General features: G+C 71.1%; 22 protein-coding genes. 4 read left to right on the top strand and 18 right to left on the bottom strand.

From position 1 onward, the window contains the following. Positions 1 to 2: 2 nt before the first annotated feature. From nuoL to ABZY20_RS19810, 12 genes are read right to left on the bottom strand one after another with little or no spacing between them, the layout of a single operon-like run. Positions 3 to 1,967, bottom strand: a complete 1,965-nt coding sequence (nuoL, locus tag ABZY20_RS19865) for an NADH-quinone oxidoreductase subunit L (protein WP_356442830.1) — start codon at positions 1,965 to 1,967, stop codon at positions 3 to 5. Positions 1,968 to 1,982: 15 nt separating this feature from the next. Then, positions 1,983 to 2,282, bottom strand: a complete 300-nt coding sequence (gene nuoK / locus ABZY20_RS19860) for an NADH-quinone oxidoreductase subunit NuoK (protein ID WP_003992252.1) — start codon at positions 2,280 to 2,282, stop codon at positions 1,983 to 1,985. After that, positions 2,279 to 3,121, bottom strand: coding sequence for an NADH-quinone oxidoreductase subunit J (locus tag ABZY20_RS19855; RefSeq protein WP_356442829.1), 843 nt, complete (start codon positions 3,119 to 3,121; stop codon positions 2,279 to 2,281). Before ABZY20_RS19855 ends, nuoK begins: the two co-directional genes overlap by 4 nt. Then, positions 3,118 to 3,783, bottom strand: a complete 666-nt coding sequence (gene nuoI / locus ABZY20_RS19850; RefSeq protein WP_356442828.1) for an NADH-quinone oxidoreductase subunit NuoI — start codon at positions 3,781 to 3,783, stop codon at positions 3,118 to 3,120. The genes ABZY20_RS19855 and nuoI overlap by 4 nt, the downstream gene beginning before the upstream one ends. Next, positions 3,776 to 5,152 (bottom strand): NADH-quinone oxidoreductase subunit NuoH, encoded by a 1,377-nt coding sequence (gene nuoH / locus ABZY20_RS19845; RefSeq protein WP_356442827.1) that lies wholly within the window; start codon positions 5,150 to 5,152, stop codon positions 3,776 to 3,778. Before nuoH ends, nuoI begins: the two co-directional genes overlap by 8 nt. Beyond that, a complete protein-coding gene (locus tag ABZY20_RS19840; protein WP_356442826.1) occupies positions 5,149 to 7,653 on the bottom strand; it encodes an NADH-quinone oxidoreductase subunit G in 2,505 nt (834 codons plus the stop codon). The genes nuoH and ABZY20_RS19840 overlap by 4 nt, the downstream gene beginning before the upstream one ends. Then, the gene (gene nuoF, locus ABZY20_RS19835; protein WP_356442825.1) at positions 7,650 to 8,996 is read right to left on the bottom strand and encodes an NADH-quinone oxidoreductase subunit NuoF; all 1,347 of its coding nucleotides are present in this window, start codon (positions 8,994 to 8,996) and stop codon (positions 7,650 to 7,652) included. The genes ABZY20_RS19840 and nuoF overlap by 4 nt, the downstream gene beginning before the upstream one ends. Next, positions 8,996 to 9,907 carry an NADH-quinone oxidoreductase subunit NuoE gene (gene nuoE / locus ABZY20_RS19830; RefSeq protein WP_356442824.1) on the bottom strand — a complete coding sequence of 304 codons (912 nt, stop codon included), beginning with the start codon at positions 9,905 to 9,907 and terminating at the stop codon, positions 8,996 to 8,998. The genes nuoF and nuoE overlap by 1 nt, the downstream gene beginning before the upstream one ends. Further along, positions 9,904 to 11,226: an NADH-quinone oxidoreductase subunit D gene (locus tag ABZY20_RS19825; protein ID WP_356442823.1), complete on the bottom strand. Its 1,323-nt coding sequence runs from the start codon at positions 11,224 to 11,226 to the stop codon at positions 9,904 to 9,906. The genes nuoE and ABZY20_RS19825 overlap by 4 nt, the downstream gene beginning before the upstream one ends. After that, complete coding sequence (locus tag ABZY20_RS19820) at positions 11,223 to 11,963, bottom strand: NADH-quinone oxidoreductase subunit C (RefSeq protein WP_356442822.1); 741 nt, start codon at positions 11,961 to 11,963, stop codon at positions 11,223 to 11,225. Before ABZY20_RS19820 ends, ABZY20_RS19825 begins: the two co-directional genes overlap by 4 nt. Continuing rightward, positions 11,960 to 12,514: an NADH-quinone oxidoreductase subunit B gene (locus tag ABZY20_RS19815; protein WP_007383964.1), complete on the bottom strand. Its 555-nt coding sequence runs from the start codon at positions 12,512 to 12,514 to the stop codon at positions 11,960 to 11,962. The genes ABZY20_RS19820 and ABZY20_RS19815 overlap by 4 nt, the downstream gene beginning before the upstream one ends. Before the next feature lie 13 nt (positions 12,515 to 12,527). After that, a complete protein-coding gene (locus ABZY20_RS19810) occupies positions 12,528 to 12,887 on the bottom strand; it encodes an NADH-quinone oxidoreductase subunit A (RefSeq protein WP_003974383.1) in 360 nt (119 codons plus the stop codon). A gap of 725 nt (positions 12,888 to 13,612) precedes the next feature. Here ABZY20_RS19810 and ABZY20_RS19805 point away from each other — a divergent pair. After that, on the top strand, positions 13,613 to 14,446 hold the full coding sequence (locus ABZY20_RS19805; protein ID WP_356442821.1) for a C40 family peptidase: 834 nt from the start codon (positions 13,613 to 13,615) through the stop codon (positions 14,444 to 14,446). 328 nt (positions 14,447 to 14,774) lie between these two features. Here the strand turns inward: ABZY20_RS19805 and ABZY20_RS19800 are convergent, their stop codons facing one another. Continuing rightward, entirely contained in the window at positions 14,775 to 16,058 is a 1,284-nt protein-coding gene (locus ABZY20_RS19800; protein WP_356442820.1) for a geranylgeranyl reductase family protein, read from the bottom strand. A gap of 71 nt (positions 16,059 to 16,129) precedes the next feature. Here ABZY20_RS19800 and ABZY20_RS19795 point away from each other — a divergent pair, with 71 nt between their 5' ends. After that, entirely contained in the window at positions 16,130 to 16,693 is a 564-nt protein-coding gene (locus ABZY20_RS19795; RefSeq protein WP_356442819.1) for a GNAT family N-acetyltransferase, read from the top strand. A 110-nt stretch (positions 16,694 to 16,803) separates the two neighbouring features. Then, entirely contained in the window at positions 16,804 to 17,115 is a 312-nt protein-coding gene (locus ABZY20_RS19790; RefSeq protein ID WP_356442818.1) for a PASTA domain-containing protein, read from the top strand. Positions 17,116 to 17,139: 24 nt separating this feature from the next. Here ABZY20_RS19790 and ABZY20_RS19785 read toward each other — a convergent pair whose 3' ends face one another. The 4 genes from ABZY20_RS19785 to ABZY20_RS19770 are packed head-to-tail and all read right to left on the bottom strand — an operon-like array spanning position 17,140 to position 21,689. Continuing rightward, positions 17,140 to 17,835, bottom strand: a complete 696-nt coding sequence (locus ABZY20_RS19785) for a demethylmenaquinone methyltransferase (protein WP_356442817.1) — start codon at positions 17,833 to 17,835, stop codon at positions 17,140 to 17,142. Then, the gene (locus ABZY20_RS19780) at positions 17,832 to 18,950 is read right to left on the bottom strand and encodes an acyltransferase (RefSeq protein ID WP_356442816.1); all 1,119 of its coding nucleotides are present in this window, start codon (positions 18,948 to 18,950) and stop codon (positions 17,832 to 17,834) included. The genes ABZY20_RS19785 and ABZY20_RS19780 overlap by 4 nt, the downstream gene beginning before the upstream one ends. Further along, positions 18,950 to 21,214: a bifunctional polysaccharide deacetylase/glycosyltransferase family 2 protein gene (locus ABZY20_RS19775; protein ID WP_356442815.1), complete on the bottom strand. Its 2,265-nt coding sequence runs from the start codon at positions 21,212 to 21,214 to the stop codon at positions 18,950 to 18,952. Before ABZY20_RS19775 ends, ABZY20_RS19780 begins: the two co-directional genes overlap by 1 nt. Positions 21,215 to 21,227: 13 nt before the next feature. After that, positions 21,228 to 21,689 (bottom strand): hypothetical protein, encoded by a 462-nt coding sequence (locus tag ABZY20_RS19770; protein WP_356442814.1) that lies wholly within the window; start codon positions 21,687 to 21,689, stop codon positions 21,228 to 21,230. 209 nt (positions 21,690 to 21,898) lie between these two features. On the opposite strand from ABZY20_RS19770, the gene ABZY20_RS19765 reads away from it, so the two are divergent. Next, the gene (locus ABZY20_RS19765; RefSeq protein WP_356442813.1) at positions 21,899 to 22,903 is read left to right on the top strand and encodes a chitinase; all 1,005 of its coding nucleotides are present in this window, start codon (positions 21,899 to 21,901) and stop codon (positions 22,901 to 22,903) included. A 96-nt stretch (positions 22,904 to 22,999) separates the two neighbouring features. Here ABZY20_RS19765 and ABZY20_RS19760 read toward each other — a convergent pair whose 3' ends face one another. Further along, entirely contained in the window at positions 23,000 to 23,677 is a 678-nt protein-coding gene (locus ABZY20_RS19760; protein ID WP_356442812.1) for a hypothetical protein, read from the bottom strand. Between the last annotated feature and the right edge of the window lie 4 nt (positions 23,678 to 23,681).

Here is a 23,681-nt window from a genome sequence, read left to right as displayed (position 1 = left end):
TATCAGACCGCCCTCATCAGCAGGGTCGCGGCGACGATGACCGCCGCGCCGCCGAACATCGAGACCGCGTAGGAGCGGGCGAAGCCGTTCTGCAGCCTGCGCATCCGCCCGGAGAGGCCGCCGACCGAGGCCGCCGTGCCGTTGACGACGCCGTCGACCAGGGTGTGGTCGACGTAGACCAGGGACCGCGTGAGGTGCTCGCCGCCGCGGACCAGGACGACGTGGTTGAAGTCGTCCTGCAGCAGGTCGCGGCGGGCGGCCCGGGTGAGCAGCGAGCCGCGCGGGGCGACGGCCGGGACCGGGCGGCGGCCGTACTGCGCCCAGGCGACGGCCACACCGATGACCATGCACGCCACGGTCGCGCCGGTGACCACGCCCGCGCTGATCGGCGGATGGCCGTGGCTGTGGCCGGTGACGGGCTCCAGCCAGTGCAGGAACCGGTCGCCGATGCTGAACAGCGCGCCACCCGCGACCGACCCGACGGCCAGCACGATCATCGGGATCGTCATGACCTTGGGCGACTCGTGCGGGTGCGGCGGCGTGTACGCGCCGCGCGTCTCGGCGGCGGGCTCCACGTCCGGCTGCGCCGGCGACGGCGTCGGGGCGTTGCGCCAGCGCTCCTCGCCGAAGAACGTCATCAGCATCACGCGCGTCATGTAGTACGCGGTGATGGCCGCGCCCAGCAGGGCGCAGGCGCCGAGGATCCAGCCCTCGGTGCCGCCCTTGGCGAACGCCGACTCGATGATCTTGTCCTTGGAGAAGAAGCCGGACAGGCCCGGGAAGCCGATGATCGCGAGATAACCGAGGCCGAAGGTGACGAAGGTGACCGGCATGTACTTGCGCAGGCCGCCGTACCTCCTCATGTCCACCTCGTCGTTCATGCCGTGCATGACCGAACCGGCGCCGAGGAACAGCCCGGCCTTGAAGAAGCCGTGCGTCACCAGGTGCATGATCGCGAAGACGTAGCCGATGGGGCCGAGGCCGGCGGCGAGCACCATGTAGCCGATCTGCGACATGGTCGAGCCGGCCAGCGCCTTCTTGATGTCGTCCTTCGCGCAACCGACGATCGCACCGAACAGCAGCGTGACCGCGCCGACGATCGTGACGACCAGTTGCGCGTCCGGGGCGCCGTTGAAGACGGCGGCGGAACGGACGATCAGGTAGACGCCCGCCGTCACCATCGTCGCGGCGTGGATGAGGGCCGAGACCGGGGTCGGGCCCTCCATCGCGTCCCCGAGCCAGGACTGCAGCGGCACCTGGGCGGACTTGCCGCAGGCCGCGAGCAGCAGCATCAGGGCGATGGCGGTGAGCTTGCCCTCCCCGGCCTCACCGGCGAGTCCCGGCTCGGTCAGGCTGCCCAGCACCGGCCCGAAGGCGAAGGTGCCGAACCACAGGAACATCAGCATGATCGCGATGGACAGGCCCATGTCGCCGACGCGGTTGACCAGGAAGGCCTTCTTCGCGGCCGTGGCGGCGCTGGGCTTGTGCTGCCAGAAGCCGATCAGCAGGTAGGAGGCGAGACCGACGCCCTCCCAGCCCAGGTACAGCAGCAGGTAGTTGTCGGCGAGGACCAGGATCAGCATCGCCGCGAGGAACAGGTTCAGATAGCCGAAGAAGCGGCGGCGGCGCTCGTCGTGCTCCATGTACCCGACGGAGTACAGGTGGATCAGCGATCCGACGCCCGTGATCAGCAGCACGAACGTCATGGACAGCTGGTCGAGCTGGAAGGCGATGTCCGCCTGGAAGCCCTCGACCGGGACCCAGCTGAACAGGCGCTGGGTCATGAGGCGGCTCTCGGCGTCCCGGCCGAGCATGTCGGTGAACAGCACCAGGCCGAGCACGAAGGAGGCGCCCGCGAGCAGGGTGCCGAGCCAGTGGCCGACGGCGTCCAGCCGGCGTCCGCCGCACAGCAGGACCGCCGCTCCGAGCAGGGGCGCCGCGATCAGCAGCGCAATCAGGTTCTCCACGATTCTCCCGACCCCTTACAGCTTCATCAGGCTGGCGTCGTCGACCGAGGCCGAGTGGCGGGCACGGAACAGGGACACGATGATGGCGAGCCCGACCACGACCTCCGCGGCGGCGACGACCATCGTGAAGAAGGCGATGATCTGGCCGTCGAGGTTGCCGTGCATGCGCGAGAAGGCGACGAACGCGAGGTTGCAGGCGTTGAGCATCAGCTCGATGCACATGAACACCACGATCGCGTTGCGCCTGATCAGCACGCCGGTCGCGCCGATCGTGAACAACAGGGCCGCGAGATAGAGGTAGTTGACCGGGTTCACTTCGATGCCTCCTCGGGCCGCTTGAACGTGGCCGGCTCGACGGCCTTCCGCTCCAGGCGCTCCTCGGCACGCTGCTCCAGGGCCCGCAGGTCGTTGAGCGCCTCCTGCGACACGTCCCGGACCTGGCCCCGCTCGCGCAGCGTCTTGCTGACGGTGAGGTCGGAGGGGGTGCCGTCGGGCAGCAGGCCCGCGATGTCGACCGCGTTGTGCCGGGCGTACACACCGGGCGCGGGCAGCGGCGGCAGGTACTTGCCCTCGCGCACGCGCTCCTCGGCGAGCTCCCGCTGCGTCTTGGCGCGCTCGGTGCGCTCGCGGTGCGTGAGCACCATGGCGCCGACGGCGGCCGTGATGAGCAGGGCGCCGGTGATCTCGAACGCGAAGACGTACCGGGTGAACAACAGGGCGGCGATGCCCTCCACGTTGCCGCCGGCGTTCGCCTGGCCGATGCCGTTGAACTCCGTCAGGGAGGCGTTGCCGATCCCGGCGATCAGCAGGATGCCGAAGCCGAGCCCGCACAGCAGGGCCAGCCAGCGCTGGCCCTTGATGGTCTCCTTCAGGGAGTCCGCCGCGGTGACGCCGACGAGCATCACCACGAACAGGAACAGCATCATGATCGCGCCGGTGTAGACGACGATCTGGACGACGCCCAGGAAGTAGGCGCCGTTGGCGAGGTAGAACACCGCCAGCACGATCATGGTCCCGGCGAGGCAGAGCGCGCTGTGCACCGCCCTCTTCATGAGGATGGTGCCCAGGGCCCCGAGCACCGCGACCGTGCCGAGGATCCAGAACTGGACGGCCTCTCCGGTGGAGGTGGTGTAGGCGGCGAGCTGGGCGGTCATCGGCGGATCACCTTCTCGGATGCCGGCTCGTCCGGACCGAAGGTCGAGTCGGCCTCCTGCACGACCTCGCCCTTGGACTCGGCGACCTGGCGTTCCGTACCGGGCGCGGCCTCGGTGACCAGGCCCCGGTAGTAGTCCTGCTCGTCCGTGCCCGGGTAGATGGCGTGGGGGGTGTCGACCATGCCCTCCTCCAGGCCGGCGAGCAGCTGCTCCTTGGTGTAGATGAGGTTGGCGCGGCTGGAGTCGGCCAGCTCGAACTCGTTGGTCATGGTGAGCGCGCGCGTGGGGCAGGCCTCGATGCACAGGCCGCACAGGATGCAGCGGGCGTAGTTGATCTGGTAGACGCGGCCGTACCGCTCGCCCGGGGAGTAGCGCTCCTCCTCCGTGTTGTCCGCGCCCTCCACGTAGATGGCGTCGGCGGGGCAGGCCCAGGCGCACAGCTCGCAGCCGACGCACTTCTCCAGGCCGTCCGGATGGCGGTTGAGCTGGTGCCGTCCGTGGAAGCGGGGAGCCGTGGTCTTCGGCTGCTCCGGGTACTGCTCGGTCAGCCGCTTCTTGAACATGGCCTTGAAGGTCACGCCGAAGCCGGCCACCGGGTTCATGAACCCGGGCTTGGTGTCCTTGGGTTCCTCGGCCTTCGAGCGCTCGAGTTCCTCAGCCATCGGACGCCTCCTTTCCCTCCGCAGATCCACCCGCAGATCCGTCACTGTGAGTATCGGGGCCGCCACTGACAATCAGCTCCCGCTCACCGCGCGAGCGGCGTCGCGGAACGGGCGGGAGCTGCTGCCCCGGCAGGGGCGGTACGGGGAATCCGCCCGCCATCGGGTCGAAGGCGGCCGGCGCCTCGGCGGGCGGTTCGGCCTTCTTCGCCTTCTCGCGGAACATGTCGGCGACGAAGGAGAGGAGCAGCAGCGCGAGCACGGCGCCGCCGACGTAGAGGGCGACGTCGGCGAAGTCGTAGCCCTCGTTGCGCAGGGCCCGGACGCTCGCGACGAGCATCAGCCAGACCAGCGAGACCGGGATGAGGACCTTCCAGCCGAGCTTCATCAGCTGGTCGTAGCGGACGCGCGGGAGGGTGCCGCGGATCCAGATGAACATGAACAGCAGCAGCTGGACCTTGACGGTGAACCACAGCAGCGGCCACCAGCCGTGGTTGGCGCCCTCCCAGAAGGTGCTGATCGGCCAGGGGGCCCGCCAGCCGCCGAGGAACAGCGTGGTCGCGACGGCCGAGACGGTCACCATGTTGACGTACTCGGCGAGCATGAACATCGCGAACTTGATCGACGAGTACTCGGTGTTGAAGCCGCCGACCAGGTCGCCCTCGGACTCCGGCATGTCGAAGGGGGCGCGGTTGGTCTCGCCGACCATGGTGACGATGTAGAGGATGAAGGAGACCGGCAGCAGCAGGACGTACCAGCGGTCGGTCTGCCCCTCGACGATGGTGGACGTCGACATCGACCCGGAGTAGAGGAACACCGAGGCGAAGGCGGCGCCCATCGCGATCTCGTAGGAGATCATCTGCGCGCAGGAGCGCAGACCGCCCAGCAGCGGGTAGGTGGAGCCGGAGCTCCAGCCCGCCAGGACGATGCCGTAGATGCCGACCGAGGCGACCGCGAGGATGTAGAGCATCGCGATCGGCAGGTCGGTGAGCTGCATCGTGGTGCGCTGGCCGAAGATCGAGATCTCGTTGCCGGCCGGGCCGAAGGGGATCACCGCGATCGCCATGAAGGCCGGGACGGCCGCGACGATCGGCGCGAGGACGTAGACCACCTTGTCCGCGCGCTTGACGACCACGTCCTCCTTCAGCATCAGCTTGATGCCGTCGGCGAGCGACTGGAGCATGCCCCAGGGGCCGTGCCGGTTGGGGCCGATGCGCAGCTGCATCCAGGCGACGACCTTGCGCTCCATCACGATGGAGATCAGCACGGTCACCATCAGGAAGGCGAAGCAGAACACCGCCTTGACGACGACCAGCCACCAGGGGTCGTGGCCGAACATCGAGAGGTCTTCAGCGGCGAGGTACGGGCTCATGCCTCCACCTCCTTGGGGGCCTCGCCGGCGAGCGTCGCCGGGCTGATGCGAACGAGGGAGCCGGGCCGCGCCCCGGTGTCGGAGGCGACGCCGCCGCCGGTGGAGTTCAGCGGGAGCCACACCACCCGGTCGGGCATCTCGGTGATCCGCAGCGGGAGGGCCACGGATCCCTGCGGGCCGGTCACCGCGAGGAGGTCGCCCTCCTTGACGCCCGCCTCGGCGGCCGTCGCGGGCGACACGCGCGCGTGGGCGGCGTGCCGGGTGCCCGCCAGTGCCTCGTCGCCCTGCTGCAGGACGCCCTGGTCGAGCAGCAGCCGGTGCCCGGCGAGCACGGCCTCCCCGGCGGCCGGCCGGGGCAGCGCTGCCGCGGTCTCCAGCGGGTCGGTGGCCCGCAGGCCGTCCCAGGCGCCGAGCCGGTCGATCTCCGCGCGCACGGTGCGCAGATCCGGCAGCCCCAGGTGGACGTCCATGGCGTCGGCGAGCATCTGCAGCACGCGCGCGTCGCCGGGCGCCACGCGGCGGGTCATCTGGTCGGGCTTGAGCGCGGCCTCGAAGAAGCGCACCCGGCCTTCCCAGTTGAGGAAGGTGCCGGCCTTCTCGGCGACCGCCGCGACGGGCAGCACCACGTCGGCCTTGCGCGAGACCTCGCTGGGCCGCAGCTCCAGCGAGACCAGGAAGCCGACCTCGTCGAGCGCGGCACGCGCGCGTGCCGGGTCGGGCAGGTCGGCGATCTCCACACCCGCCACCAGCAGGGCCTGCAGCGCGCCGGTCGCGGCGGCCTCAACGATCTGGCCGGTGTCGCGGCCGTAGCGGTGCGGCAGGCCGGCGACGCCCCAGACGGCGGCGACCTCCTCCCGCGCGCGCGGGTCGGTGGCCGGACGCCCGCCCGGCAGCAGCGACGGCAGCGCTCCCGCCTCGACGGCTCCGCGTTCCCCGGCCCGGCGCGGGATCCACGCCAGGCGGGCGCCGGTCGCGGCGGCGGTGCGGACGGCGGCGGTGAGACCACCGGCCACCGCGGCCAGCCGCTCGCCAACGACGATGACCGCGCCCTCGGCGCGCAGCGCCTCGGCGGCCGCGGCGCCGTCGCCCTCCAGTCCGACTCCGCTGGCCAGCGCGTCCAGCCACTCGGTCTCGGTGCCGGGCGCGGCGGGCAGCAGCGTGCCGCCCGCCTTCTCCAGGCCCCGGGTGGTGTGCGTGGCGAGCGCGAAGGTCTTCTGCCCGTGCTTGCGCCAGGCCTTGCGCAGCCGCAGGAAGACGCCGGGCGCCTCCTCCTCCGCCTCGAACCCGACGAGCAGGACGGCCGGTGCCTTCTCCAGCGCGGTGTAGGTGACGCCCGTGCCGTCGAGGTCCCGGCCGCGCCCGGCGATCTGGGAGGCGAGGAAGTCGGCCTCCTCGCCGCTGTGCACGCGCGCGCGGAAGTCGATGTCGTTGGTGTCGAGCGCCACCCGCGCGAATTTGCTGTACGCGTAGGCGTCCTCGACGGTGAGGCGGCCGCCGGTCAGCACGCCGGTGCGTCCCCGGGAGGCCAGCAGCCCCTGGGCCGCGATCTGCAGCGCCTCGGGCCAGGAGGCGGGCTCCAGCTCGCCCTCGGCGTTGCGCACCAGGGGCGTCTGCAGCCGGTCGCGCTGCTGCGCGTACCGGAAGGCGAACCGCCCCTTGTCGCAGATCCACTCCTCGTTGACCTCGGGGTCCTCGGCGGCGAGCCGCCGCATGACCTTGCCGCGCCGGTGGTCGGTGCGCGTCGCGCAGCCGCCGGAGCAGTGCTCGCACACCGACGGGGAGGAGACGAGGTCGAACGGCCGGGAGCGGAACCGGTACGCCGCCGAGGTCAGCGCGCCGACGGGGCAGATCTGGATGGTGTTGCCGGAGAAGTACGACTCGAAGGGGTCGCCCTCGCCGGTGCCGACCTGCTGCAGCGCGCCCCGCTCGATCAGCTCGATCATCGGGTCGCCCGCGACCTGGTTGGAGAACCGGGTGCAGCGGGCGCACAGCACGCACCGCTCGCGGTCGAGCAGCACCTGCGTGGAGATCGGGACGGGCTTCTCGTAGGTCCGCTTGCGGCCCTCGAAGCGGGACTCGGCGTCGCCGTGCGACATGGCCTGGTTCTGCAGCGGGCACTCGCCGCCCTTGTCGCAGACCGGGCAGTCCAGCGGGTGGTTGATGAGCAACAGCTCCATCACACCCTTCTGCGCCTTCTCCGCGACCGGCGAGGTGAGGTGGGTCTTGACCACCATCCCGTCGGTGCAGGTGATGGTGCAGGACGCCATGGGCTTGCGCTGGCCCTCGACCTCGACGATGCACTGGCGGCAGGCGCCGGCCGGGTCCAGGAGGGGGTGGTCGCAGAACCGGGGGATCTCGATGCCCAGTTGCTCGGCGGCCCGGATGACCAGGGTGCCCTTGGGCACGCTGATCTCGGCGCCGTCGATCGTCAGCGACACGAGGTCCTGCGGCGGGACCGCCGCCTCTCCCCCGCCGGAGGGAGAGCTGGTGGTCACGGTCATGCGTTCACCTCCGTGCGGTCGGCCCAGGCCGTCGACTTGGCCGGGTCGAAGGGACAGCCCCGGCCCGTGATGTGCTGCTCGTACTCCTCGCGGAAGTACTTGAGCGAGGAGAAGATCGGCGAGGCGGCGCCGTCGCCGAGGGCGCAGAAGGACTTGCCGTTGATGTTGTCGGCGATGTCGTTCAGCTTGTCGAGGTCGGACATCCGTCCCTTGCCGGCCTCGATGTCGCGCAGCAACTGCACGAGCCAGTAGGTCCCCTCGCGGCAGGGCGTGCACTTGCCGCAGGACTCGTGGGCGTAGAACTCGGTCCAGCGGGTGACGGCACGGACCACGCAGGTCGTCTCGTCGAAGCACTGGAGCGCCTTGGTGCCGAGCATGGAACCCGCGGCGCCCACTCCTTCGTAGTCGAGGGGGACGTCGAGGTGCTCGTCGGTGAACATCGGGGTCGAGGAGCCGCCCGGCGTCCAGAACTTCAGGCGGTGCCCGGGGCGCATGCCGCCGCTCATCTCGAGGAGCTGGCGGAGCGTGATCCCGAGCGGCGCCTCGTACTGGCCGGGGCTGGCGACGTGGCCGGAGAGGGAGTACAGCGTGAAGCCGGGCGACTTCTCGCTGCCCATCGACCGGAACCACTCCTTGCCCCGCTGCATGATCGCGGGAACCGACGCGATGGACTCGACGTTGTTCACCACGGTCGGGCACGCGTAGAGGCCCGCGACGGCGGGGAAGGGGGGACGCAGCCGCGGCTGGCCGCGGCGGCCTTCGAGCGAGTCGAGCAGCGCGGTCTCCTCACCGCAGATGTACGCGCCCGCGCCCGCGTGCACGGTGATGTCGAGGTTCAGTCCGCTGCCGAGGATGTTCTCGCCGAGGAAGCCGGCCTCGTGGGCCTCGCGCACGGCGGAGTGCAACCGCCGCAGTACGGGGACGACTTCGCCGCGCAGATAGATGAAGGCGTGCGACGACCGGATGGCCCAGCACGCGATGATCATGCCCTCGATGAGGCTGTGCGGGTTCGCCAGGAGGAGCGGGATGTCCTTGCACGTGCCCGGCTCCGACTCGTCGGCGTTGACGACGAGGTAGTGCGGCTTGCCGTCCCCCTGCGGAATGAACTGCCACTTCATCCCGGTGGGGAACCCGGCGCCGCCGCGTCCGCGCAGACCGGACTCCTTGACGTACGCGATCACGTCGTCCGGCGACATGGCGAGCGCCTTGCGGAGCCCTTCGTAGCCGTCGTGCCGGCGGTAGACGTCCAGCGTCCAGGACTTGTCCTCGTCCCAGAAGGCCGACAGCACCGGTGCGAGCAGCTTCTCGGGGCTCATGTCCTTCAGCTCGGGTGCCAAGGTCATCACTCCCCCTCCTCGGCGGCGGGCCCGGCCGGATCGGCGGGGCGGGGCGAAGCCCCTCCATCAGGGGTGGCGGGGGGCGACGGGTGGGAGGGGTCGGAGGCCGATGTCTCCTGCGGCGCGTCGTGCGAGCTCAGGTGCTCCGTCGGTGACGGCTCGTGCGGTGCGCCGGTGCGGGCCGCCTCGCCGCGCGGGTGGACCACGCGTGCGGGAGCGCTCTCCCCCTTGGCGAGCTTCAGGCCGACCAGCGAGGCGGGCCCGGCGCTGCCGCCGGACTCGACGGCTCCGTCCCGCTCGTCGGGGAAGCCGGCCAGGATCCGCGCGGTGTCCTTGAAGGTGCACAGCGGCGCCCCGCGCGTGGGCGTGACCGGCCGGCCCGCGCGCAGGTCGTCGACGAGGCGCTTGGCGGTGTCCGGGGTCTGGTTGTCGAAGAACTCCCAGTTGACCATCACGACCGGCGCGAAGTCGCAGGCCGCGTTGCACTCGATGTGCTCCAGGGTGACCTTGCCGTCGTCGGTGGTCTCGCCGTTGCCGACGCCCAGGTGCTCCTGCAGCTCCTCGAAGATCGCGTCGCCGCCCATCACCGCGCACAGGGTGTTGGTGCAGACGCCCACCTGGTAGTCGCCGCTCGGCTTGCGCCGGTACATCGTGTAGAAGGTGGCGACGGCGGTGACCTCGGCCGTGGTCAGGCCGAGCATGTCCGCGCAGAACCGCATGCCGGTGCGCGTGACGTGCCCCTCCTCGGACTGCACGAGGTGCAGCAGCGGCAGGAGGGCGGACCGGGAGTCCGGGTAGCGGGCGATGATCTCGCGCGCGTCGGTCTCCAGGCGGGCCCGGACGTCGTCCGGGTAGGCGGGTGCGGGCAGTTCGGGCATGCCCAGGCTGACGCCCCGCTCGGAAGAAGAGGTGGTCACCGGTCGACGCCTCCCATCACGGGGTCGATGGACGCGACGGCGACGATGACGTCGGCGACCTGGCCGCCCTCGCACATCGCCGCCATGGCCTGCAGGTTGGTGAAGGACGGGTCGCGGAAGTGGACCCGGTAGGGGCGGGTGCCGCCGTCGGACACGACGTGCACGCCGAGCTCGCCCTTGGGCGACTCGACCGCCGTGTAGACCTGGCCGGGCGGGACCCGGAAGCCCTCGGTGACCAGCTTGAAGTGGTGGATCAGGGCCTCCATGGAGGTGCCCATGATCTTCTTGATGTGGTCGAGGGAGTTGCCGAGCCCGTCGGGTCCCAGGGCGAGCTGGGCGGGCCAGGCGATCTTCTTGTCCGCGACCATGACCGGGCCGGGCTGGAGCCGGTCCAGGCACTGCTCGACGATCCTGAGCGACTGGCGCATCTCCTCCAGCCGGATCAGGAAGCGGCCGTAGGAGTCGCAGGTGTCGGCGGTGGGGATCTCGAAGTCGTACGTCTCGTAGCCGCAGTACGGCTGCGCCTTGCGCAGGTCGTGCGGCAGGCCGGTGGAGCGCAGGATCGGTCCCGTCGCGCCGAGGGCCATGCAGCCGGCCAGGTCGAGGTAGCCGACGTCCTGCATGCGGGCCTTGAAGATGGGGTTCCCGGTGGCGAGCTTGTCGTACTCCGGGAGGTTCTTCTTCATCTTCTTCACGAACTCGCGGATCTGGTCCACCGCGCCGGGCGGCAGGTCCTGGGCGAGTCCGCCGGGGCGGATGTACGCGTGGTTCATCCGCAGGCCGGTGATCAGCTCGTAGATGTCGAGAATGAGCTCACGATCACGGAAGCCGTAGATCATGATCGTGGTGGCGCCCAGCTCCATGCCGCCGGTGGCGATGCACACCAGGTGCGAGGAGAGCCGGTTCAGCTCCATCAGGAGCACGCGGATGATCGAGGCGCGGTCCGGGATCTGGTCCTCGATGCCGAGGAGCTTCTCGACGCCGAGGCAGTACGCCGTCTCGTTGAAGAACGGCGTCAGGTAGTCCATGCGCGTCACGAACGTGGTGCCCTGCGTCCACGTGCGGTACTCGAGGTTCTTCTCGATGCCGGTGTGCAGATAACCGATTCCGCAGCGGGCCTCGGTGACGGTCTCGCCCTCGATCTCCAGGATCAGGCGGAGCACGCCGTGCGTGGACGGGTGCTGCGGGCCCATGTTGACGACGATGCGCTCGTCGTCGGCGCGGGCGGCGGACTGGACGACCTCGTCCCAGTCGCCGCCGGTGACGGTGTAGACGGTGCCTTCGGTGGTCTCCCGCGGGGAGGCGTGCGAAGTGCTCATGAGTACGACCTCCGCTGGTCCGGAGCCGGGATCTGGGCGCCCTTGTACTCGACGGGGATGCCGCCGAGGGGGTAGTCCTTGCGCTGCGGGAAGCCCTGCCAGTCGTCCGGCATCATGATCCGCGTCAGGGCGGGGTGACCGTCGAAGACGATGCCGAAGAAGTCGTAGGTCTCGCGCTCGTGCCAGTCGTTCGTCGGATAGACGGAGAACAGGGACGGGATGTGCGGGTCGGCGTCCGGGGCGCTGACCTCCAGGCGGATCACCCGGTTGTGGGTGATCGAGCGCAGGTGGTAGACGGCGTGCAGCTCGCGCCCCTTGTCGTGCGGGTAGTGGACGCCGCTGACGCCGGTGCACAGCTCGAAGCGCAGCGCCGGGTCGTCGCGCAGGGTGCGGGCGACGAGGACGAGGTGCTCGCGTTCGATGTGGAAGGTCAGTTCGTCGCGGTCGACGACCGTCTTCCCGATGGCGTTCTCCGGGAGCAGGCCCTGTTCCTCCAGGGCGCCCTCCAGTTCGTCGGCGACCTCGTCGAACCAGCCGCCGTAGGGGCGGGTCGCCGGTCCCGGGAGCCGGACCGAGCGGACCAGGCCCCCGTAGCCGGAGGTGTCGCCGCCGTTGTTCGCGCCGAACATGCCGCGCTGGACGCGGATCTCCTCGCCGCCCTGGCCGCGCTGGCCCGGGAGGTTCTCCGCGGAGAGGTCCTTCTCGGGGTTGACCCCGTTGCCGTTCTCGTCGCTCACCGCAGCAGCCCCTTCATCTCGATCGTGGGCAGGGCCTTGAGCGCCGCCTCCTCCGCCTCGCGGGCCGCCTCCTCGGCGTTCACGCCGAGCTTGGAGGACTGGATCTTCTGGTGGAGCTTGAGGATGGCGTCCATCAGCATCTCCGGCCGCGGCGGGCAGCCGGGCAGGTAGATGTCGACCGGCACGATGTGGTCGACGCCCTGGACGATCGCGTAGTTGTTGAACATGCCGCCGGAGGAGGCGCAGACCCCCATGGAGATCACCCACTTGGGGTTCGGCATCTGGTCGTAGACCTGCCGCAGCACCGGCGCCATCTTCTGGCTCACCCGGCCCGCGACGATCATCAGGTCCGCCTGGCGCGGCGAGCCCCGGAAGACCTCCATGCCGAAGCGCGCCAGGTCGTAGCGGCCGGCACCGGTGGTCATCATCTCGATGGCGCAACAGGCGAGGCCGAACGTGGCGGGGAAGACCGACGCCTTGCGCACCCAGCCCGCGGCCTGCTCGACGGTGGTCAGCAGGAAGCCGCTCGGCAGCTTTTCTTCGAGTCCCATGACTTGTGGCCCCTCAGTCCCATTCCAGGCCGCCGCGCCGCCATACGTACGCGTACGCGACGAAGACGGTGAGCACGAAGAGCAGCATCTCCACGAGCCCGAAGATCCCCAGGGCGTCGAAGGTGACGGCCCAGGGGTAGAGGAAGACGATCTCGATATCGAAGATGATGAAGAGCATCGCCGTCAGGTAGTACTTGATCGGGAAACGCCCGCCGCCGGCCGGCGTGGGGGTCGGCTCGATACCGCATTCATAGGCCTCGAGCTTGGCCCGGTTGTACCGCTTTGGTCCGATCAACGTGGCCATGACCACGGAGAAGATCGCAAAGCCTGCCCCGAGGGCTCCCAGTACGAGGATGGGCGCATAAGCGTTCACCGCTCCTCGCTCCTCTCAGTCGGCACTGACTGCTGGCGGTGTGCATCGGACTCACGTCCGCCCCACCCGTCCCCTGAACCCCGCCCGCCCCGGCGAAGATCGGGAACATGTGAAGCAGGTCACAAGCCCAACCGCGTGCATCTTATGCCCGACGCTCTGTGATCTGCGACACGGGGTATTGCACAAGCTTTGTGATCTCTACCACCTGACGATCGATCATGAAGTCGGATGAGCGGTGATCTTCACACGCGAAGCGTCCGAGTGATCACCAGAGGTGACATTTTGGCTCGTCAGCGCAGGCCGGAGGGGGCGTCTCCATATCAAGATGGTTCGCGTGCATGCAAATTGGCGATGGACTCGATCTCTTGATAGAGGCGCGTTCACACATCAGGGGGCATGCGGAGCGGGGTGTGGACGCGTGCATCCGTTCACGATCTCCGCGGGGTCGTGATCCGGCCGTGATCCACGCGCCGGGGACGCGACGGCCGGGGCGACCGTTCCGTGACCTCCGTCACATCGATGAGAGGTTCATGAGAACGGGGCTTGGCCAATCAACCCAACCGGTGGTAGGCGCGGGGCAATTCGGGCGTATTGATCAAACACCGTGATCACAGGCTGGTCACGAGGCGTCCGCAATGTCCGTTACGGCGTCAATAAAGGCCCCCGTTCGGGGTTTTTGACGGTCCGTTTGAGCAACTGTGGCGCAGCACACGTTTCTTGAAGATATGAAGGAGCCCCTGGTACCGGTTGTTCCCATGTCCCACACCGCTCACATACGCAGCCACCGGAAGCCCCGCCGCAGCGCGACCTCTTCGATCGCCCTGCGCGCCGGAGTCGCCGGTGGTGTTCTCAGCATGGCAGCGGCGGGCGCGTCGGCCTCGGCCAGTGCCGCCGAGCCGGTGACGCAGACCATCGAACTGCCCACCCTGACGGCCGACCTGTCCGTGCAGGTCGCCCAGTCCGCCGCCGCCACCCAGCAGGCGGCCGCGAACTACGAACTGCGCGCCGAGCGTGACGCCGCCGCCGCCAAGGCCGCCGCCGAGGCCAAGAAGGACCTCGCCGAGGCCAAGAAGAAGGCGGAGGCCAAGAAGAAGGCCGCCGAGGCCGCCCGCAAGGCCGCCGCCGAGCGCGCCGAGCGCAGCTCCGAGCGCGCCACCCTCTCCGCGTCCACGTCCGACTCCCCGTCCGTCTCGGCGCCCTCCGGCGGCAGCGTCGCGACGGTCATCTCGTTCCTCAAGGCGCAGGTCGGCGACGCCTACGTCCTCGGCGCCACCGGTCCCAACGCCTGGGACTGCTCCTCCCTGGTGCAGGCCGCGTACAAGCAGGTGGGTGTGGACCTGCCGCGCGTCTCCCAGGACCAGTCGATGGCCGGCACGGACGTGCCGCTGTCCAGCGTCCAGGTCGGCGACATCCTGTACTGGGGCGGCAAGGGCTCCGCGTGGCACGTGGGTGTCTACATCGGCAACGGCCAGTACCTGGACGCGGCCAACCCCTCCAAGGGCGTCGTCATCCAGGACCTCTCGGGCTACCCGGCGGACGGCGCGGTGCGCGTCCTCTGATCTCACGCACCTCGGACTGGAGGGCCGCTGCCGCTCGTCGGCGACGGCCCTCCCGGCCTGTCCGGGACCCGTCGGGCGCGCACCGGCACGCCCTCACGGCCCTGAAGGGCACCTCTGAGCGCCTCTCACACCCCGAAGGTGCCGCGCGGCCCCAGCCGCACCTCGGGCCCGCCCACGCGCCTCGGAGGCCTTCGCTCCCGGCGGCGGGCACGGCTCCCCACCTCGGGACGGCACCAGGTGCCCGGATTGCCCTCGTCCGGGGCGGTTTTGACGGTGTGGCGCACGGCCCGCGCCCCGGCGGGGTGCGCCCCCGCCGGGCCGGTGGGCACTAGGCCTTCGGCGCGACCTTGCTCAGGCCGTTGATGATGCGGTCCATCGCGTCGCCGCCCGTCGGGTCCGTGAGGTTCGCCAGGAGCTTCAGCGTGAACTTCATCAGCAGCGGGTGCGTGAGGCCGCGCTGCGTCGCGATCTGCATGACCTTCGGGTTGCCGATGAGCTTCACGAAGGCACGGCCCAGCGTGTAGTAGCCGCCGTAGGTGTCCTTGAGCACCCGCGGGTAGCGCTGGAGGGCCAGTTCGCGCCCGGCGGGCGTGGAGCGGGCGTGCGCCTGGACGATGACGTCGGCGGCGATCTGGCCGGACTCCATGGCGTAGGCGATGCCCTCGCCGTTGAAGGGGTTCACCAGGCCGCCGGCGTCGCCGACGAGCAGCAGTCCCTTGGTGTAGTGCGGCTGGCGGTTGAAGGCCATGGGCAGGGCGGCGCCGCGGATCGGGCCGGTCATGTTGTCGGGGGTGTAGCCCCAGTCCTCCGGCATGGACGCGCACCAGGCCTTCAGCACCTCGCGCCAGTCCAGCTCCTTGAAGGAGTCGGAGGTGTTGAGGACGCCGAGCCCGACGTTCGAGGTGCCGTCGCCCATGCCGAAGATCCAGCCGTAGCCGGGCAGCAGCCGGTCCTCGGGGCCGCGGCGGTCCCACAGCTCCAGCCAGGACTCCAGGTAGTCGTCCTCGTGGCGCGGGCTGGTGAAGTACGTGCGCACCGCGACGCCCATCGGGCGGTCCTCGCGGCGGTGCAGGCCCATCGCGAGCGACAGGCGGGTGGAGTTTCCGTCGGCGGCGACGACGAGGGGCGCGCGGAAGGTGACCTCGCGCTTGTCCTCGCCGAGCTTGGCGTGCACGCCGACGATGCGGCCGGTGCGGTCGTCCAGGATCGGCGCGCCCACGTTGCAGCGCTCGAAGAGCCGGGCGCCGGCCTTCTGCGCCTGCCGGGCGAGCTGCTCGTCGAAGTCGTCGCGCTTGCGGACGAGGCCGTAGTCCGGGAAGGAGGCGAGATCCGGCCAGTCGAGCTGGAGCCGGACGCCGCCGCCGATGATCCGCAGACCCTTGTTGCGCAGCCAGCCCGCCTCCTCGGAGATGTCGATCCCCATCGCCACGAGCTGCTTGACCGCGCGCGGGGTCAGGCCGTCGCCGCAGACCTTCTCCCTCGGGAACTCGGTCTTCTCCAGGAGCAGTACGTCGAGTCCGGCCTTGGCGAGGTGGTACGCGGTCGTGGAGCCGGCTGGCCCCGCGCCGACGACGATGACATCGGCGGTGTTTTCGGAGAGGGGCTCGGTCACGGCGGGATCTCCCCAAGGTTCGAAATCTGCGTGCCGACCGGCACTGGACACCGGCAGTCTATGCAGCAGAATTGATCACCCGGCTGAAGGGCTGCCCTGTGAACCGAGCTCTGCCCGTGGTACGGCTGCGTGTGCCCACCGATGAGGACGCGATCGCCTGGCACCGGGCCTTCGCCCACCCCGATGTCATGGAGTTCCACGGCGGCAGGCCGGCGGAGCTGTCCGTCTACGAGGAGCTCACCGCCCGCCAGCGCCGGCACGACGCCGAGCGCGGTTTCTGCCTGTGGACGATGCTGGACGAGTCCGGGCAGGTCGTCGGCTTCACCGGGGCGCAGCCCTGGGAGCGGGACTGGGGACCGACGGGCGAGATCGAGATCGGCTGGCGGCTGGGCCGGGAGCACTGGGGCAAGGGGTACGTCACGGCGGCCGCGCGGATGACGCTGGAGCGGGTGCGGGCCGCCGGTGTGGCCGGTGTCGTGGCCATGGTCGACGCGGGCAACGCGCGCTCCATCGCGGTGACTCGGCGCCTGGGGATGCGCCTGGCCGAGCGGTTCACGACGCCCGCGTCGGAGCGGACGGGGCACTGCTACCGGCTCGATCTCGCCCGGGCGGACCCCGCCGGCGACGCTCCGTAGCCGACTGTCACAGATAGCCACCTGTCGCTTCCGGCGGGTACCGGGCGGGAGTTACCCTTCCTGTACCGCTGGGGGTGACATCTGTGCACATATCCCGCAAAACACCCGACGTGCGTGTACCGCGCCTGGTCGGTCTGATGGCCGTGGACGCACGCGAGACGGCCCGGGCGCAGGGCCTGTTCCTCACCGCACCCGACCGGCCCGAGTTCCACCGCGCCGTCGTCGACTACGTCGTTCGCCAGTACCCGCCGCCCGGTGCCGAGGTGCCGCGGGAGTCGATGGTCTACGTGTGGTTCGACTTCGGCCCCGGCGAGGGCGGCGGAGGCGTGCACGAGCCGCGGCTGCCGAGACCGCCCCGCGGCGGACCGCAGCGGGAGCTGGACGAGCCGGGCACCCCCTACCGGGTCCTCAGCTCCTCCTAGCGGTACCGGCGAAGTCCCGCCGGATCAGCTCTCCTTGAAGCCCCGGTGCAGGGCGACGATGCCGCCGCTCAGGTCGCGCCACGCCACCCGCGACCAGCCGGCACCGCCCAGCCGCTGCGCCAGGGCGGGCTGGTCGGGCCAGGCGCGGATGGACTCGGCGAGGTAGACGTAGGCGTCCGGGTTGGAGGACACGGCCCGGGCCACCGGCGGCAGGGCGCGCATCAGGTACTCGGTGTAGACCGTGCGGAACGGCGCCCACGTGGGATGCGAGAACTCGCAGATCACGATCCGCCCGCCGGGCCGGGTCACCCGGTGCATCTCCCGCAGCGCGGCGTCCGTGTCCTGCACGTTGCGCAGGCCGAAGGAGATGGTGACCGCGTCGAAGGTGCCGTCCTTGAAGGGGAGCCGGGTCGCGTCGCCCGCGGTGTACGGCAGCCAGGGCCGGCGCCGCTTGCCGACCTGGAGCATGCCCTGCGAGAAGTCGCACGGGACGACGTAGGCGCCGGTGCGGGCGAAGGGCAGCGAGGAGGTGCCCGTGCCCGCCGCCAGGTCGAGGATCTTCTGCGCCGGGCGCGCGTCGACCGCCTTGGCGACCTCCTTGCGCCATCGCCGGTCCTGGCCGAGGGACAGCACGTCGTTGGTCAGGTCGTACCGTTCCGCCACGTCGTCGAACATCGAGGCGACTTCGTGCGGCTGCTTGTCCAGGGATGCGCGGGTCACGGGCCCATTCTTGCAGCACGCCCTCCGGGCAGGAGCCGCGGCCGCCTGCGCGCGGCCAGGTCCTCCACCCACCCGCACAGCAGCACGAACAGCGCGATCAGGACCCAGCCCACACCGAACAGGAACCACTGGCTCTCCAGCGGCAGATACGCCTCGAACGCGGGCACGTCCCAGAGGCGGTCGATCAGCGGCACGGCGAGGATCAGCGCGATCTCGTGCCAGAGGTAGATCGTCACCGCCCGGGCGTTGAGGACCGCCACGAGCCGGTCGAGGCGCCGGTGCCGGCCCGCCTGCGCACCGGCGCCGGTGCGCAGGCGGGCCCTGGCGTACAGCAGCAGCGTCACGAACCCGGCCGACCAGAAGGCCTGCGCGAGCGGGATCTCGTCGAGGTCGTACGTGCCGTACCCGGCCCGGTGCGCGCAGGCGTACCAGGCGCCGTACGCCAGCGCCGCCGACGCGAGCGGCAGCACCGCGGCGGGCCTCAGCCGGGCCAGGACGCCCTCCTGGTGCGCGAAGCCGAGGAGCCAGCAGAACAGGAAGACGGCCAGGTCGGTGAGCGCGCTGCCGAGCCGGTCGTCCGGCGGCTGCCAGACGTACGTGAAGACGACGACCGGGACCAGGGACGCCGGCAGGACCGCCACGGGCGCCCGGCGGAACGCCGTCAGCAGCAGCGGGGAGAGCAGGACGAACCACAGGTACGTCCTCAGGTACCAGACGACCTCCCAGGCCTGCCCGGCCCAGGCGTCGCCCGGCGGGTCGCCCAGCGGCACGACCCAGTACAGGATCCGCCACCCCGGCATCCAGCCGTGCACGAGCATCGCGCCGACCACGAAGACGCCCCAGAACCAGAACGGCGGCAGCAGTCTGCGGAAGCGGCCCCGGATCACCCCGGGCGCGGGACGCCGCAGGGACCGCGCCATCAGGCTGCCGGCCAGGGCGAACATCACCCCCATGGAGGGGAAGACGAACCCGGCCCAGGCCCAGCCGAAGGTGTGGTAGGCGACGACGCGGACGAGGGCCACCGCGCGCAGCGCGTCGACGTAGCGGTCGCGGCCGCCGTCCGGCGACGCCCGGACCCGGTCGGCGAGTGCCGCTCCCTTCCTGTGGGCCCCCATCAGCCCGCCCCCGCCGGGGTGCCGACCTCGCCGGTGCGCTTCAGCTTCTGCCAGCGCAGCCGTCCGCCGGTGAGGGCGGTGACACAGGAGTGGATGAGGACGAGGTACATCATCTGCCGGTAGGCGAGCTGCTGCAGCGGCATCATCAGCAGGTAGCGGTACTTCTCGCGGTCCAGGCGGAAGGCGTAGGCCGCGCACAGCAGCTGGACGCCGAGCACCGCCGCCCACGCGAGCAGGGACGCCCTGAGGTCGACGAAGATCATCGCGTAGACGGTGAAGACGTCGATGAGCGGCGCGAAGACCGGCGTGACGATCTGGAACAGCACCACGAGCGGCATCCCGACCCGCCCGAACCGCCCCGAAGGCCCCCTGTCCGTCAGTGACTTGCGGTGCTTCCACAGCGCCTGCATGGTGCCGTACGACCAGCGGTAGCGCTGCGACCACAGCTGCTTCAGCGAGCCGGGCGCCTCGGTCCAGGCGCGGGCGTGCTCCTGGTAGACGACCCGCCAGCCCGCACGGTGCAGGGCGATGGTGATGTCGGTGTCCTCGGCGAGGGTGTCCTCGCTCATGCCGCCCACCTGGAGCACCGCCTCACGGCGGAACGCGCCGATCGCGCCGGGGATGGTCGGCATGCAGCGCAGCAGGTCGTACATGCGCCGGTCGAGGTTGAAGCCCATCACGTACTCGATGTGCTGCCAGGCGCCGATGACGGTGGTGCGGTTGCCGACCTTGGCGTTGCCCGCGACCGCGCCCACCCCCGGGTCCGCGAAGGGCTGCACGAGCTGCCGTACGGTGTCCGGCTCGAAGACGGTGTCGCCGTCCATCATCACGACGATGTCGTACCGGGCGTTGCGCACACCGTTGTTGAGCGCGGCCGGCTTGCCCGCGTTGGCCTGGCGGATCACCCGGACGTTGGGCATGCCGAGGGCCTCGGCGATGTCGGCGGTGCCGTCCGTGGAGCCGTCGTCGACGACGATGATCTCGATGGGGTGGGTGCTCCGCGCCAGCGAGTGCAGGGTGTTGGCGATGCACTCCTTCTCGTTGTACGCCGGGACGATCACGCTCACGGGCCGGGTGACCGGCGGCCCCCAGCCGAAGCGGCGTCTGTTGCGCTGCCGGTGGTGACGGCGGGCGAGGACCAGCATCATCCCGAAGCGGCCCAGGACGGCCACGCCGACCACCGTGAGCCCGACCGAGAGCGTGGGCACGGCCCACTCGGCGACGGCGACGGCCGCGACCAGGGCCCTGCCCTCGTAGAGGAGCATGCCGGTGGCCTCGCGGTGGGCGGCCTGGAGCCGGTTCCCGCCGGCCCCGGGAGCCGCGGGGGCCGCGGTGTCGGCGGTGTCGGCGGAGGCCTGCTGCCCGTCCTGCTGCCCGTCCTGCTGACGCGCTTGGAGGACACCGCTGACGGTGGTGAAGGTGTAGCCCTTCGCCCGCATCTTCTCGATGTACTTCGGCAGCGCCGCGATCGTCTGCGAGCGTTCACCGCCCGCGTCGTGGAAGAGCACCGAGGCGCCCTCGTCCTCCTCCGGCGTGGCCCACTGGACGATCTTCGCCACGCCGGGCCGCTTCCAGTCGTCGCTGTCGGTGTCGACGAAGACGCTGGTGTAGCCGTCCTGGCCGAGCTTCTCGTAGACGGGCCAGCTGTAGTTGTCGATGGCGTCGGTCTGCGAGGAGTAGGGCGCCCGGAACAGGGTGGTCGTGATGCCGGCCGCGCCCGCCAGCGCGAGCTGGGTCTGCTCCATCTCACGCCGCACCCGGGCGTCGCTCTGGTACGACAGGTCGATGTGGGTGAAGGTGTGGATCCCCACCTCGTGGCCCTGCCCGACCATGTCCCGCACGACGCCCGGGTGGCGCGACACCATCGAGCCGACCAGGAAGAACGTGGCGGGCACGTCGTACTTCTCCAGGATGTCCAGCACCTGGGGCGTCCAGGTCGGGTCGGGACCGTCGTCGAAGGTGAGCGCGATGGTCCGGTCCGGGACGGAGACGGTCGCGGCCTGTCCGCCGCGGAAGGTGACGATCGGCCCGCCGTCGAGGATGTCGTCGGGTACGTCACTGGAGGCGGCCCCGGTGCGGACGCGCTGGTCGCCGCCGACCTCGGCGCGCAGATAGCCGTCGAGGAGCATCACGCAGACCAGCGCGAGCAGGAGCAGCAGGGCGAGGATCACGCGGGGCCGCTGCAGCACGGCGGCCTTGCCCGCGGCCCGCTCCACGCGGGAGGGGGCACGGCGGCGGCCGCGGGCCGGGGTGGTCGTGGTCATACGGCGTCCCCCGTCAGTCGGTGGCCGCGGCGGCGGACGCGGATGCGGCGGTGGAGGCGGCACCTGCGGTGGACGCGGACGCCGCGGCGGACGCGGACGCTGCGGTGGAGGCGGAGGGCGACGGGGCCGGGGCGGGGTCCGTGGCCGGGGCCGCCGTTCCGCGCGGCGGGGCCGACGGGACGCCGCCGGCGCCGGGCGCCGGGCCGCCGGGGCCGGCCGGGACGCCCCCGGGCCCCGCACCCGCGAACGGCAGCAACTGCGACGGCGTCAGCGAGGTGCCCCAGCCCATGAAGGCCGCGCCGAGCACGGCCGCGTAACCGAGGCAGACGACCCCCAGGACAAGGCCGATCCGGCGCAGCAGCCGGGCGCGGCGTCCGGAGGCGTCGACGAACACGGGGCCCTCGGCGGACCCGTTGCCGCGTTTGCGGCGGCGACCGCGGGAGGAGCGGTTCTCGATGGCGGGCTCGGAATGCATTCCCCGGACACTAGAGCCGCGATATGTGTCCTAAACTCGGGTTTTCATGTGAGAGAGCCGTGAGAAAAGACCCAAGCTGTCCTTTCTCTGAGAGTTCTCGAGAATGCCGACGGAACGCGTCATGTGCCCCCACCCTCGTGAGACGTTTGCGGCCGGGAAACGTACTGAGCCTTGACCCCTGAGATCTCACGAGAACGGGAGCGCGCCGCATGAGGAGTCCGGGGAGACCCGCCGCCGCCGTCTGCTGTCTGATCGCCCTCGCCGCCACGGGCTGTTCCGGCCAGGACGGCCCGGCCCGCGCGGCCCCCTCGGCGACGTCGGCACCGGGCACCTCGGCCGGCACCGCGTACGCCCCGTACGTCAGCGCCACGGAGGCCGCCGCCACGGACACGTCCGGCTCCCCCGCGGCCTACAACCTGGCCTTCGTCATAGCCGACGGTGACGAGTGCAGACCGAGCTGGAACGGCACCCACGCCGTCGACGACCCGGCGGTCACCTCCCGTACGGCGGCGCTCAGGAAGAACGGCGGCCAGGTCCGGGTCTCCTTCGGCGGCGCCTCCGGCAAGGAGCTCGCGGCGGACTGCGGCAGCGTCACGGAACTGGCGGCGGCCTACGGCGAGGCGCTCGACGCGGCCGGCAGCACCCTGGCCGACTTCGACGTCGAGGGCGACGAACTCGCCGACTCCGCCTCCATCGCCCTGCGTTCGAAGGCGATCGCGCGGTTGCAGAAGGAACGGCCCGGCCTGGAGGTCTCGTTCACGCTGCCGGTCATGCCCTCGGGTCTCGGCGACGACGGCCTGGCCCTCCTGTCCTCCGCCAACGACCACGGCGTCCAGGTCGCCACCGTCAACCTCATGACGATGAACTACGGCTCCACGTACGACGGCGACATGGGCGGCTACGCCCTCACGTCCGCCGAGGCGGCGCACTCCCAGCTGAAGGAGGTCTTCGGCACCTCCGACGCGCAGGCCTGGCGGGGCATGGCGCTCACGTCGATGATCGGCGTCAACGACGTCGAGGGCGAGACCTTCACGCTCGCGGACGCCGCCGAGGTCCGTTCCTTCGCCGAGGAGAAGGGCATCGCCTGGGTGTCGATGTGGGCGACGGCCCGGGACCGGCAGTGCGCGGCCGGCACCGGCACCGGCAAGGCGGCGACCGACTGCAGTGGCGTGCGGCAGACTCCGGGGGCCTTCGGGAAGGCGTTCGCGGGCTGAGCCGGCGGGGCGGAGGGGCAGACGGCCTGAGGGCCTGGGGCCTGAGGGCCCGGGGGCCTGGGGGCCTGAAGGTCGGCGGGTCGGCGGGTCAGCGGGTCAGCGGGCCCGGTACACCAGCCGGCCGGCCAGCACGGTCGCCACGCAGGTCGCCGCGCCGCGCTCGCGCAGGGCCGTCTCGTCGGGCACGTCGAACACGGCCAGGTCGGCCCGGCCGCCGACGGTGAGCGGACCGTGCACCGTGCCCGCGAGGTCGTACCCCTCCGCGAACGGGTCGAGGCCGGGCCGCTCGCCGAGCAGGACGCCGGGGGCGTGCGTGGTGCCCACGACGGTCAGCCCGGAGCGGGCGACGGCCGCGGCGACCAGGGGATCGCGGAAGCGGGCGCCGGGCGAGGCGACGGCCGTCGTGCCGTGCCGCAGCATCCGCTGCACCCCGCGCCGCACGCTGCCCGACCAGCGGGTCTCGCCGAGGTCCCCGAGGGCGGCCAGCCGCTCGCCCCACAGGGGGTCCTCACCCAGCTCGCCGGCCTCGCGCGGGTCGGGGTGGTAGCAGTGGCGCAGCAGCCACAGCGGGTGCCACTGGCGCAGACCCGGGGTGAGCACACCCGGCCAGCGCCGCACGCGCGCGCCAGGCGCCCCCGCGCTGACCTCGTCGTACGGCCCGACCGCCGTGATCCGGTCGCCGTCCACCAGGACGGCCCCCTCGGTGAGGGCCCGTTCCGGGGCCGGGTCCGCGCCCGCCGGCAGGACCAGCGGGGCGGTGTGGATCGTCAGCACGGTC

It is taken from the genome of Streptomyces sp. NPDC006624 (assembly GCF_040611555.1).
Lineage (GTDB): Bacteria > Actinomycetota > Actinomycetes > Streptomycetales > Streptomycetaceae > Streptomyces.
Note: the sequence above shows the minus strand (reverse complement) of the source record. Positions and strands in the feature narration are given on the sequence as shown.

What these genes read in the sequence shown, in the direction of transcription:
- ABZY20_RS19855 (WP_356442829.1), bottom strand. Translation starts at nt 3,121, where the DNA reads ATGACCGCCCAGCTCGCCGCCTACACCACCTCCACCGGAGAGGCCGTC.
- nuoI (WP_356442828.1), bottom strand. Translation starts at nt 3,783, where the DNA reads ATGGCTGAGGAACTCGAGCGCTCGAAGGCCGAGGAACCCAAGGACACC.
- nuoH (WP_356442827.1), bottom strand. Translation starts at nt 5,152, where the DNA reads ATGAGCCCGTACCTCGCCGCTGAAGACCTCTCGATGTTCGGCCACGAC.
- ABZY20_RS19840 (WP_356442826.1), bottom strand. Translation starts at nt 7,653, where the DNA reads ATGACCGTGACCACCAGCTCTCCCTCCGGCGGGGGAGAGGCGGCGGTC.
- nuoF (WP_356442825.1), bottom strand. Translation starts at nt 8,996, where the DNA reads ATGACCTTGGCACCCGAGCTGAAGGACATGAGCCCCGAGAAGCTGCTC.
- ABZY20_RS19825 (WP_356442823.1), bottom strand. Translation starts at nt 11,226, where the DNA reads ATGAGCACTTCGCACGCCTCCCCGCGGGAGACCACCGAAGGCACCGTC.
- ABZY20_RS19815 (WP_007383964.1), bottom strand. Translation starts at nt 12,514, where the DNA reads ATGGGACTCGAAGAAAAGCTGCCGAGCGGCTTCCTGCTGACCACCGTC.
- ABZY20_RS19805 (WP_356442821.1), top strand. Translation starts at nt 13,613, where the DNA reads ATGAAGGAGCCCCTGGTACCGGTTGTTCCCATGTCCCACACCGCTCAC.
- ABZY20_RS19780 (WP_356442816.1), bottom strand. Translation starts at nt 18,950, where the DNA reads ATGGGGGCCCACAGGAAGGGAGCGGCACTCGCCGACCGGGTCCGGGCG.
- ABZY20_RS19775 (WP_356442815.1), bottom strand. Translation starts at nt 21,214, where the DNA reads ATGACCACGACCACCCCGGCCCGCGGCCGCCGCCGTGCCCCCTCCCGC.
- ABZY20_RS19770 (WP_356442814.1), bottom strand. Translation starts at nt 21,689, where the DNA reads ATGCATTCCGAGCCCGCCATCGAGAACCGCTCCTCCCGCGGTCGCCGC.
- ABZY20_RS19765 (WP_356442813.1), top strand. Translation starts at nt 21,899, where the DNA reads ATGAGGAGTCCGGGGAGACCCGCCGCCGCCGTCTGCTGTCTGATCGCC.